Here is a 10,693-nt window from a genome sequence, read left to right on the forward strand (position 1 = left end):
TATAAAATTGAGTTTAATTATTGATTTAAAATCCCTGAAGATTGTAATAGTTTTTTGTGAGCCAAAGTAGCATCCGCTTTTGCATTAATTACATTTACTTTTGCGCCAACCAAAGCTGCATCTGCATCTAGTAAATCTGTAATATTTACCAAACCGTTATCATATTTATTTTTATTAATTCTATAATTTTCGGTGGCTTGTTCTAATGCTCTTTCGTACACTTCTATTTTCTTTTTAGCCAAACTAGAATTTTGATAATCTTTGTTGATTTCTAATTTTATTTGGTCATTTAGAAGTTCGTTATTGGCTTCCAATTGTTTTTCTCTTGCTTGAGATTTCAATAAAGATGAATTTTTCTTCCAAATATTATCCAAATTATAAGAAACGCCCACACCAATATTAATAGCGTTGGTAACCGTTACAAAACCCGGAATATCTGCTGCTACATAACCTCCAGTTATCGCTAAACTTGGCAAATTCTCCGCTTTTGCTGCTTTAGAACCAAGATTTGCAGCTTTTCTTTGATAATCTAAAGCTTGTAAATCTTTTCTGTTTTGAATTGCCTGACTTAGATAATAAGAAGTAGGTTGATTTTCTAAATTTTCACTAATATAATTCTCATCAACTTTTAAAATAGTAGATTCGGGCAAGCCTAAAAGCAAATCCATATTAATATTAGCTATGCTGTAATTATTCTTCGCATCTAAAAGTTGAAGTTCAATATTAGAAGTTTGCAATTGAGCTTTCAATCTATCATTTCTTGCCATTAAACCATTATTTTCTAGCTTAAGAAATGTTTCGTCTCTTTTTTGTGAAGCAGCAAGATTTTCTTCTAAAACTTTAATGATTTGAGAAGCTTTAAACAAATTATTGTAAGCTTGAGAAACGTTGTAAGCTACCGCTTCTTTATCATTTTCGGTAGAAAGCTTCGAGGCTTCTATTAAATATTTAGCAGATTGAATACCATATTTAATTCTTCCTCCCGCAAAAATTGGATAAGAAAGATTGGCAGAACCATACATTACATCATTAATTTTAAGGTCTCCAGCCGCCGAAGAACCTCCCGTTTTGAGATTCACATTAGGGCTGAAAAGATGTAAATAAGAAGCGCTCACTTTCAAACTTGGAAGTTGACTGTTTTTCGCTTCTACCAATTGAGCCGTACTTTCTTCTATTTTCGCTGCATCAATTTTTAGATTTTTGCTGTTTTTAATTCCGAGATCCACTGCTTCATCCAGAGAAATAGTTCTCGTCTCCTGTCCCGAAATCTGAGAAATACTTAAACTAAAAAGTAAAATCCCAAAAATGTTTCTAATTTTTCTGTTCATAACCAAGAAGGTCTTTTAATAACGTAGTTAAATTTTTTGTAAGATTGTTGTAATAAATTTCGTAGTAATCCTCAGAATGGTTTCCTGTAAGCTCTTTGTAAAGATTCATACCTTGTTTAGAGTAAAAAACTGTTCCTGTAATTACCGAATGTAGAAAAAATAAATCTGGTTTTTTTGTAAAGACACCATTTTCGAAACCTTCGTCTAAAATCCTTTGATACACTTTGATGTAACCAATTTTAGAAGTTCTCAAAAAACTGATTATCTGCTCATTTCCAGTACTATTTACATTATAAACCATTTGTAAAATCGTATAGAACTCAGGCAAATTTTTCACACGTCTTATATAGTTTTCTACAATTTTGATGAGTTTTTCCCATTCATTAAGTTCAGAATTTTCTAGAATTTCTGTAGTATAAGATTGTCCTTCTTTCATTCTTACTTTAAAAATCTCTTCGAAAAGTTTTTCTTTTGACCCAAAATAGTAAGAAATCATCGAAACATTTACACCAGCACTTTTGGCAATATCTCTGGTAGAAGTTGCCGCAAAACCTTTATCAGCAAACAATTTTTCGGCTGAGTAAAGAATTTTTTTATCTGTAGAATATTCCACGTTTTTCATTTTTTAACGGCGCAAAATTAAACAATTATTTAAATCAATCAAACGATTGATTGATTTGTTGCAACTATTTATTTTTTATTTTTTATCTATCAATATTTTTTATTAAATTTGAGACACAAAAAAATAAGATGAAAAAAATAATTTTTACGATTGCTATTACAGCTTTCACATTAAGTTTTGCACAAGAAACTCCTAAAAAATCTTGTTGCACAGACAAAGCAAAAAAAGAATGCGCTACGAAAGACAAGAAAGAATGTTCTGACAAAGACAAAAAAGCTTGTACCGATAAAGACAAAAAGGCTTGCACAACAAAAGACAAAAAATCTTGTTGCGCAGACAAGAAAAAAGCAACTTAAAAAATAAAAAAACACCAATTTTCGGTGTTTTTTTTATGCACTTCTGTGTATGTATCTTGTGAGTTTTATTCCTAAATCTGTCCAGACAATTTTAGCGTTCGCATTTCTGTAAAGATGAAGGTCTGCGGTAGAAATTTCTTCTAAAATATCTACAATATTCGCTCCGTGTATAAAATTGGTAAATGCTTCCCAATTGAATCCGTTTTTATTCAATTTTTTGTAAACCAAATTACTGGCATCATAATTTTGTAATAAAGCCAATCTAAACATTTCGGAGCAAAAATCTAGAAAACTTTTTTGTTTTTCTCTATTCCAAGAAGAAATATTTCTTCCCCAAAACACAATATTTTTAAGAACTTCTGGCTTTTTTTTCGCCATGAAAGCGTTTCTTACCCAATCTATAAAAAGACTTTCGAATTCATCAGAGGTTTCATCAGAATTTAAAAGCTGAAGAGCTGTATTGTAATTTCCTTGAGATTGATGAACAATTTCTCTCAATTTTTCATCCGAAATTTCAAAATGAGTTTTGATGGATTCAGCAATACTTTCATCATCAATTCTGGGTACTTCCACCGCTTGGCAACGAGACAAAATAGTAGGCAAAATATTATCTATTTTTTCAGCCAAAAGCAAGAGAATGGTATTTTTGGGAGGTTCTTCAAGAAATTTAAGAAATTTATTTGCTGCCGTAACATTCATTTTATCAACTCTCCAAACGATAAGAATTTTTGTACCTCCTTCGAAACTTTTTAAAGAAAATTTTTGATTAAGAGCATCTACTTCGTCTGCAGAAATTAGAAATTGTTTGTTTTGTGCATCTAAAATTTCATTCCAATCATTAATAGAAGAATAAGGATTTTCTAAAATCATTTTCCTAAAATCTTCGAAAAGTCTTTGGCTGAGAGAATTATTTTTCTCTGTAAAAACAGGAAAACTAAAATGTAAATCTAAATGATTAAGATGTTCTACTTTTTGAGCTGCATTATCATTTTCTCTTTTTAAAATTTCTTTAGCATAAGCCAAAGCCAAAGGCAAAACACCGAAACCTTCTTCGCCAATAAAAAGCTGAGCATGACTTACACGTTGTTTATCGATAGCATCTTTCAGAGTTGCTATTAATTTTTCTTGACCAACAATTTCTTCCCAATTCATAATTCCAAAGATACACTTTAGAATTAAAAGTTCAAAAAAGATATTGAAAATGTATTTTTATAGATATTTAAGCATTTTTAATCGATATTTAACGCTTTTTAATAGAAAAATCGCTTTCACGTTTCATTAATAATTAAGATATTTGCGCATTAATATTTAAAAATAATGAGAAAAAGAATTTTTCTTTTACCTTTAATAGCACTTGGATTCGGATTAAACGCTCAAAGTATGGGAAATTCTCCTTACGCTACATTCGGGATAGGAGAAGTAAAATACGACAATTCTGTAGAAACCAGTGCAATGGGAGGAATAAATACCGCTTACATCTGGGATTTCAATAATAGTTTTAATTTTAAAAATCCTGCAGCTAATGCTAATTTAGAATTAACTTCTCTTAGAGTGCAAGCTACAAACGAAAACCAATTCTTCAAGACTGATTATAATAATATGGATGTTACCAAACGTTCTACTTATTTATCTAATATTTCAATTGCTTTTCCTATTTCTAAAAAATTAAAGTTTGGTTTTGGCTACCAACCTTATAGTTCTAAAAAATATGACATCATCACAAGAGAAGAAATAGCAGACGGAACAAGCACTATTATTAAAGCCAATCATTTTCAAGGTTTAGGAACTTTAAATACTGTTCAGGCTGCATTTGGTTATAACATTACACCAACATTTGCACTAGGTATTAGAAGTAATTTCTATTTCGGAAAACTTTCAGACATTGAAGAATTAGCATTTTCTAATGCTGCATTAATAAATGGTTTTGAAACGTCAACAAAAATAAAAAGCTTCAACTTTACATTAGGTTCTACATATCAGAAAAAACTTAAAAACGACAGAAGACTTACAGTAGGAGCAACTTATACTTTTGGTACTACAGGAAACCTTAATACTACTTATGTTAACAGTACCTATTATTATGCAGGCGAAGTAAAAGATAACTATACAGAAATAGAAAAGAAAACGAGTGCAGACAAAAACTTAATTCCTGTAGAGGCATCTTTAGGTCTTGGTTATGGTCACGATGCAAAATGGTTTGTTTCTACACAAATAGATTATAAAAAAGGAAGCACAACAGATTTCTTAGGAACTCCATTTGTATATAAAGATTCTTACAGATTAGCTGCCGGTGGTTGGTATTTGCCAAATTATAACGATTTCAGAAACTATTTTAATAGAGTTGTTTATAGATATGGTGTTTTCTATGAAAAAGGAAACTTAAATATTAATGGTAAAAACATCAATCAATACGGTTTAACTGTAGGAGCTACCCTTCCATTTCAAAAATCAAACGTAGTGAATATGAGCGGATTAGATTTAGGAATTGAATTTGGTAGAAAAGGAACGCTACAAAATAATCTCATTTTACAAAATTTTGTTAATTTTAAGGTCGGAATTAACTTCTCTGATAAATGGTTCAGAAAAAATGAATATTATTAATGTCTAAAAAAATCACATATAAAATTTATAAAAATATAGTCGCCTTTTTAGGTTTGGCTATATTTTTTTCTTTAACCTCTTGCGAGGAAGATATTACAAAAGCCAATCAAAACAAAAAGAAAAACTTCCCTTCAAGAATTATCTACAACGCCAACATCATCAAGCGAGATTCTGGGCAAGTAAAAGTGAGATTTAAAGCTCCTTTATTAGAAGAATACGAATTTGTAGATACCCCTTATGTTGAAATTAGAAAAGGTTTATATCTAGAATTTTACGATTCTAAAAAACCAAATGTTCCTGGTAAACTTTGGGCAAAATATGCAAAAATCATAGAAAAAAAACAATTCTATGAAGCAAAAGGACATGTAAAAGTTATTAATAACGAAGGACAAACTTTTGTGATGGAATCTATCTACTGGGACAAAGCCAACCGTAAAATGTACACCAAAGACACTGTATTTATCACAGATAAAGACGGTTCTATATTTGTTGCAGCAAACGGTATGAAAGCCAAAGACGATTTCACAGAATATGTTTTCTACAACAATTCCGGAGATTTTAATGTGAAGAAAATGCCCGATGTAAAAAATTAATGGAAAATAATTTTTTAGCAATTGGTCTTATGTCTGGAACCAGCCTCGATGGTTTGGACATTTGTTATGTAAAATTCGAAAAAAAACAACACTGGAATTTCGAAATTCTACATGCAGAAACTGTAAAATATCCTAAATTTTGGGAAGAAAAACTAAAAAATAGCATACATCTTTCTGCAGAAGACATTGCTGAACTCAACAGCGATTATGGTTTTTATCTCGGAGAAAAAGTAAACGAATTCATCTCTAAAAATCAGATAAAAAACATAGATTTAATCGCTTCTCATGGGCATACGGTTTTTCATCAGCCACAAAAAAAATTCACTTTACAAATTGGTGATGGAAGAGCAATAAAACTCATTACCAAAATTCCTGTAATTTATGATTTCAGAATGCAAGACGTTTTAATGGGCGGAAACGGCGCTCCATTAGTTCCAATTGGTGACGAATTGCTGTTTCAACAATATGACGCTTGCCTTAATTTGGGCGGATTTTCTAATATTTCAATGAGAATTGAAGGAAAAAGAATTGCTTTTGATATTTGTCCTGTAAACATTGTTTTGAATAGTTTAGCTCAAAAAAGAGGACAAAAATATGACGAAGACGGCAAAATTGCCAGACTTGGGAAAATAGATTCGGAATTGCTTAATGAACTTAATAATTTGAAATTTTACCGACAAGATTTCCCCAAATCTCTAGGAATTGAATGGGTTTTGGAAAACGTTTCAAGTAAATTTGAAAAACAAAGCACCGAAGATTTATTGGCAACTTTCACAGAGCATAGCGCAATACAAATCGCTAACACGCTCAATCAATTCAAACTAAAAAATGTTTTGATTACTGGTGGCGGAACGTATCATTCTTATTTAATTGAAAAAATAAAATCTAAAACTTCTACAGAAATTATCATCCCAGAAAAAACGATTATCGATTACAAAGAAGCTCTTATTTTTGCTTTCATGGGTGTTTTGAGAATGAATAACGAAACAAACGTACTATCTTCAGCTACAGGAAGTTACGAGAATCACAGCTCTGGCATTATTGCATAAAAAAAGTTCCAGAAATTATCCGAAACTTTGTATTTATACTTCGTACTTCTTATAGTTGTTCAATCTTATCTGTAAGAGTATTGATGAAATTTTGCAAAGGTTTTTCAACCATCATTTTGATAAAAGGATTAAAATTTCCATCAAAAAGCAACTGAACTTCGGTTTGGCTATCACTAATTGGATTGATATTGCCCGTAAGAGAAAAATCTAGAGAAGAACTAGCAGATTTCAAAACCACTTTTTTATCTTCTTCTAATTCAGCTATTTTAAGTGCAACTTCTGGCATCCCTTTCAAACCAAATTTAAAACCATCTTCTCTGTGTTCAAAACTTGTTAAACTATCAGGCATTAGGTTTTTGTAATCTTCAGGTTTTTTAAGCATTTCAAAAAGTTCTTTCGAAGATTTATTTACGATAATTTTTCTTCCTTCTAAATTCATTTTTTAATATTTTTGTAAAAATTAATTGTCCTACAAATGTATAAAGTTTTTATCAACGAAAAAAAATTAAGCATCACTAATTCTCTAACAAATGCTGAGAAGAACATAAGATTTGAAGGACTTACTTCATTAGAAATTGCTGTAGATTTACTCGAAAATACTTCTACACCAGAGATTAACATCTATGGAGAAAACCCCACTGAAATTTGGGAAGAATTCTCTACCATGTTTAAGAAAATTGAAGCAGCTGGAGGCATCGTAAAGAACAAAGAAGAAAAAATTCTTTTCATCTACAGACTTGGCAGATGGGATCTACCAAAAGGAAAGCTAGAACCAAACGAAAAACTAGACGAAGCTGCGCTAAGAGAAGTGGAAGAAGAAACAGGTTTACAAGAATTGGTTTTAGAAAAATTTGTAAACACTACTTTCCATATTTATAAGGAAAAAAGAGACGGAAAAGAAGTAAAAATTCTGAAAGGAACGCACTGGTTTAAAATGCAATATATTGGAAACGAAATTCCTAAACCTCAAATTGAAGAAGGAATTACAAAAGTAGAATGGATTAACGCTGAAGAAATTAGAGAGAAGGTCTTTCCAAATACCTTCAATAATATAAAACTTATTCTGGAAGAATCTTTATCTATATAAAAACACTTCGACTACGCTCAGTGTGACAAATCGAATCCTTAATTGTCAGTCTGAGCGTAGTCGAAGACTTTTGTAAATTGATATTCTACTATTTTATAAATTCTAAAGCTTTTTCTAGTGCAATACCTCGCGAAGCTTTCAATAAAATATTCTGAGAATCTAAATTGTTTTCTTTAAGAAATTCTATTAAATCATCTGTTGTAAGAAAAGAAGTAACATCCGCTTCGGCATTTTTAAAATTAGGACCAACAGTAATTATTTGGTCGAAATTTAAAGATTGAGCTAAATTTAAAATTTGAGAATGTTCTGCCGCACTTTCTTCTCCCAATTCTAGCATATCTCCAATAATAATAGTTTTAGAACCCGCAAATTGGTTGAAATTTTCTAAAGAAACCTTCATAGAACTTGGGTTGGCATTGTAAGTATCTAAAACCAAAGTTTTATCTCCTTTTTTTACAATTTGAGAACGCATATTGGTAGGTGTATATTCTTCAATTGCTTTTTTAATTAAAGAAAATTCTAAACCAAAATATAAGCCTAAACTAGCTGCAGCACATAAATTGGTAAAATTATACTCACCGGTAAGATTAGAAAGAGCTTCTACTTCTTTGTAAAGCAATCCTACGCAATTGTTTTCTACAATTTTCTCAAAATAAAACTCAGAATCTCTTCTACCAAAAGGAATTATCAAATCATAACCTTCGGTTTTTTCTACTTGAATTTTATCATTTTCGTTAATGAGAATAAATTGGTCGTGAGATTTTAAATAATCGTATAATTCAGATTTTCCTTTTATAACGCCTTCTACTCCGCCAAAACCTTCAAGATGAGCCTTGCCAAAATTAGTAATGTACCCAAAATTAGGTTTTGCGATAGAACAAAGCAATTCTATTTCTTTTTGATGATTAGCACCCATTTCTACAACAGCCATTTCGTGTTCTGGTTTTATCGAAAGTATGGTAAGCGGAACGCCAATATGATTATTAAGATTACCAAAGGTGTATTGCACATTAAATTTCTGCGAAAGTACTGCGTGTATGAGCTCTTTTGTGGTAGTTTTACCATTGCTTCCTGTAAGTGCAATAATAGGAATATTAAGCTGATCTCTATGATATTTTGCCAATTCTTGTAGAAATACCAAAGTAGATTCTACATAAAAAATATTTTTAGCAGTATTTTCAAAATTTTTATCTTCTACAATTACTGCCAAAGCACCTTTTTGTATGGCATCTTCGGCGAGAGTTGCTGCGTTAAAATTTTCTCCTGAAAAAGCAAAGAAAATATCGTTTTCTTCTATTTTTCGGCTATCTATTGTTACTTTATTTGAGTTTAAATAAAGTTTATAAAAATCAATAATATTCATAATTCAAAAATAAAAAAATCCTTTCCAAAAAAGGAAAGGATTGTGAAATATTTACAAAATTAATTATCTTTTTGTTCTTTTGGTTCCTCCGTCTTTAGCATCTTGAGCTACACGGAAACCTACCCAACCAAAAGATTTAGACTCGTCTCTGTATCTTCTTTGTCCTGGGTCTAACCAATATGAAGTATCCAACCAAGAACCACCTTTTACTACTCTTACTGTATTAGAAACTCTAGTAGTTCTATTTTTGTTATCTTTCTGTAAAATAACTCTTCCTTTTTCATCTACAATAAATTGGCTTTTTGGAGAGTTATAAATGCTATAATCAGTAGCCGCACTATCTGCTTCTTTACCATAACCGGCTTCTAATGAAGACATAAAATCACCATCTCTGTAATTTCTTTGGTCTGCTACTGTATTTCTGTCGTAGCTTCCTGGTAATCTCTTATAAACTTCTCTTCCGTCTGCTAATCTATCAAATTTCATATCTTTAGCATCCACTTTTTTGTAAGTTCCATCTGCATTTCTAGCAGTTTGTTGTGGCATATTACCTCTATAATAATTGAAATCACTAGCTTCATCATCAATAAGTGGTCTGTAAACATCTGCAGTCCATTCAGCTACATTGCCATACATACCATATATTCCTAAATCGTTAGACGGATATTTTCTAACATCAGCAGTTGTAGGAGAACCATCGTTATTCCAACCGCCAACTCCAGAATAATCTCCTCTACCTTGTTTGAAGTTTTCTAGGTACATTCCTTTTTGGCTTCCTTTTTTGCCTCTTAATTTTTCAATTTCAGGATCTTTGCCTAAAATAGCATTGTAATTTCTATTTTTTTGAACACCAAGAGCTGCATATTCCCATTCTACTTCTGTAGGAAGACGGAATTTGGTAACTAAACCAGCAGTTGCATTTCTGTTTGCTGCTTGTATTCTGGCATTAGAAGTTCTGATACCAGATTTTTGTTGTAATCTTTGTTTATTTACGTAGCTTTCTAGCTCTGGGTCGTTTGCTTTATATTTATCTAAATTAAATGCATTTGCACCTTGGTTATTGGTATCATTTGCATAATAATCTTTATTAATTACCCCTTGTTTCATTAATTCAGACTCATTAGCTCTGTCTGTAAGCCAATCGCAATATCTTGATGCTTGTTGCCAAGAAACACCTACTACAGGATAATAATCATACTCTGGCGAACGGAAATATGTCTCAGCATAATCGTTTCTAGATAATTTATTATTCCAAACTAAAGTATCTGGTAAAGCACCGTTATAAATATTTTTATAACTAGGGTCTGATGGTGGGAATACAAATTTTAACCAAGTTACATAAGAACGGTAATCTGCATTAGTAATTTCTGCTTCACCAATAAAGAAAGAACTCACCTGCATTCTTCTAGGTGTGTTATTCCAATCGTGCATTACATCATCCTTTACCAATCCCATTGTAAAAGTACCTCCTTCTACATAAACCATATTTGGCCAACCTTTTGGTTTTTGTTGCTTCCCGGTGAAAAACCAACCTTTCGGGTCGTTAGTTTTCCATCCATTCATGCCAAGTTTGTTTTTGGACCCGCCTCCACTTTTAACCTTACCTCCATTTCCTCCACAACTTATTAAAATAAGAGCGACTGCTAAAGAAAGTAATGAGATAAACTTTAGTTTTTTCATAATTAATTAAAATA

The 10,693-nt window shown here is 31.3% G+C and carries 11 protein-coding genes; 5 read left to right on the forward strand and 6 right to left on the reverse strand.

The genetic code is table 11. From position 1 onward, the window contains the following. Window positions 1-17 precede the first annotated feature (17 nt). Together QM746_RS14300 and QM746_RS14305 are read right to left on the reverse strand one after the other, a co-directional pair. Window positions 18-1,328: a TolC family protein gene (locus QM746_RS14300; RefSeq protein WP_414984839.1), complete on the reverse strand. Its 1,311-nt coding sequence runs from the start codon at window positions 1,326-1,328 to the stop codon at window positions 18-20. Further along, window positions 1,312-1,950, reverse strand: coding sequence for a TetR/AcrR family transcriptional regulator (locus QM746_RS14305; protein ID WP_414984840.1), 639 nt, complete (start codon window positions 1,948-1,950; stop codon window positions 1,312-1,314). Before QM746_RS14305 ends, QM746_RS14300 begins: the two co-directional genes overlap by 17 nt. 128 nt (window positions 1,951-2,078) lie before the next feature. Here QM746_RS14305 and QM746_RS14310 point away from each other — a divergent pair, with 128 nt between their 5' ends. Next, the gene (locus tag QM746_RS14310) at window positions 2,079-2,306 is read left to right on the forward strand and encodes a hypothetical protein (RefSeq protein ID WP_414984841.1); all 228 of its coding nucleotides are present in this window, start codon (window positions 2,079-2,081) and stop codon (window positions 2,304-2,306) included. Window positions 2,307-2,339: 33 nt separating this feature from the next. Here the strand turns inward: QM746_RS14310 and QM746_RS14315 are convergent, their stop codons facing one another. Then, a complete protein-coding gene (locus QM746_RS14315) occupies window positions 2,340-3,458 on the reverse strand; it encodes an ATP-binding protein (RefSeq protein ID WP_414984842.1) in 1,119 nt (372 codons plus the stop codon). Between the two features lie 165 nt (window positions 3,459-3,623). Here QM746_RS14315 and QM746_RS14320 point away from each other — a divergent pair, with 165 nt between their 5' ends. From QM746_RS14320 to QM746_RS14330, 3 genes are read left to right on the forward strand one after another with little or no spacing between them, the layout of a single operon-like run. Continuing rightward, window positions 3,624-4,907 (forward strand): hypothetical protein, encoded by a 1,284-nt coding sequence (locus tag QM746_RS14320; RefSeq protein WP_414984843.1) that lies wholly within the window; start codon window positions 3,624-3,626, stop codon window positions 4,905-4,907. Further along, entirely contained in the window at window positions 4,907-5,500 is a 594-nt protein-coding gene (gene lptC / locus QM746_RS14325; RefSeq protein ID WP_414984844.1) for an LPS export ABC transporter periplasmic protein LptC, read from the forward strand. Before QM746_RS14320 ends, lptC begins: the two co-directional genes overlap by 1 nt. After that, a complete protein-coding gene (locus QM746_RS14330; RefSeq protein ID WP_414984845.1) occupies window positions 5,500-6,549 on the forward strand; it encodes an anhydro-N-acetylmuramic acid kinase in 1,050 nt (349 codons plus the stop codon). The genes lptC and QM746_RS14330 overlap by 1 nt, the downstream gene beginning before the upstream one ends. A 49-nt stretch (window positions 6,550-6,598) precedes the next feature. On the opposite strand, the gene QM746_RS14335 is transcribed toward QM746_RS14330, so the two are convergent. Then, entirely contained in the window at window positions 6,599-6,988 is a 390-nt protein-coding gene (locus QM746_RS14335) for an SRPBCC domain-containing protein (protein WP_374363967.1), read from the reverse strand. 36 nt (window positions 6,989-7,024) lie between these two features. Here QM746_RS14335 and QM746_RS14340 point away from each other — a divergent pair, with 36 nt between their 5' ends. Beyond that, a complete protein-coding gene (locus QM746_RS14340; protein WP_414984846.1) occupies window positions 7,025-7,636 on the forward strand; it encodes an NUDIX hydrolase in 612 nt (203 codons plus the stop codon). 88 nt (window positions 7,637-7,724) lie between these two features. On the opposite strand, the gene QM746_RS14345 is transcribed toward QM746_RS14340, so the two are convergent. Together QM746_RS14345 and gldJ are read right to left on the reverse strand one after the other, a co-directional pair. Further along, on the reverse strand, window positions 7,725-8,999 hold the full coding sequence (locus QM746_RS14345) for a UDP-N-acetylmuramoyl-tripeptide--D-alanyl-D-alanine ligase (RefSeq protein ID WP_414984847.1): 1,275 nt from the start codon (window positions 8,997-8,999) through the stop codon (window positions 7,725-7,727). Between the two features lie 63 nt (window positions 9,000-9,062). Further along, on the reverse strand, window positions 9,063-10,679 hold the full coding sequence (gene gldJ, locus QM746_RS14350; RefSeq protein WP_414984848.1) for a gliding motility lipoprotein GldJ: 1,617 nt from the start codon (window positions 10,677-10,679) through the stop codon (window positions 9,063-9,065). Between the last annotated feature and the right edge of the window lie 14 nt (window positions 10,680-10,693).

It is taken from the genome of Cloacibacterium sp., assembly GCF_047601505.1.
Taxonomy (GTDB): Bacteria; Bacteroidota; Bacteroidia; order Flavobacteriales; family Weeksellaceae; genus Cloacibacterium.

Coding starts and splice junctions, on each gene's coding strand:
- QM746_RS14300 (WP_414984839.1), bottom strand. CDS start 1,328: ATGAACAGAAAAATTAGAAACATTTTTGGGATTTTACTTTTTAGTTTA.
- QM746_RS14305 (WP_414984840.1), bottom strand. CDS start 1,950: ATGAAAAACGTGGAATATTCTACAGATAAAAAAATTCTTTACTCAGCC.
- QM746_RS14310 (WP_414984841.1), top strand. CDS start 2,079: ATGAAAAAAATAATTTTTACGATTGCTATTACAGCTTTCACATTAAGT.
- QM746_RS14315 (WP_414984842.1), bottom strand. CDS start 3,458: ATGAATTGGGAAGAAATTGTTGGTCAAGAAAAATTAATAGCAACTCTG.
- QM746_RS14320 (WP_414984843.1), top strand. CDS start 3,624: ATGAGAAAAAGAATTTTTCTTTTACCTTTAATAGCACTTGGATTCGGA.
- lptC (WP_414984844.1), top strand. CDS start 4,907: ATGTCTAAAAAAATCACATATAAAATTTATAAAAATATAGTCGCCTTT.
- QM746_RS14330 (WP_414984845.1), top strand. CDS start 5,500: ATGGAAAATAATTTTTTAGCAATTGGTCTTATGTCTGGAACCAGCCTC.
- QM746_RS14335 (WP_374363967.1), bottom strand. CDS start 6,988: ATGAATTTAGAAGGAAGAAAAATTATCGTAAATAAATCTTCGAAAGAA.
- QM746_RS14340 (WP_414984846.1), top strand. CDS start 7,025: ATGTATAAAGTTTTTATCAACGAAAAAAAATTAAGCATCACTAATTCT.
- QM746_RS14345 (WP_414984847.1), bottom strand. CDS start 8,999: ATGAATATTATTGATTTTTATAAACTTTATTTAAACTCAAATAAAGTA.
- gldJ (WP_414984848.1), bottom strand. CDS start 10,679: ATGAAAAAACTAAAGTTTATCTCATTACTTTCTTTAGCAGTCGCTCTT.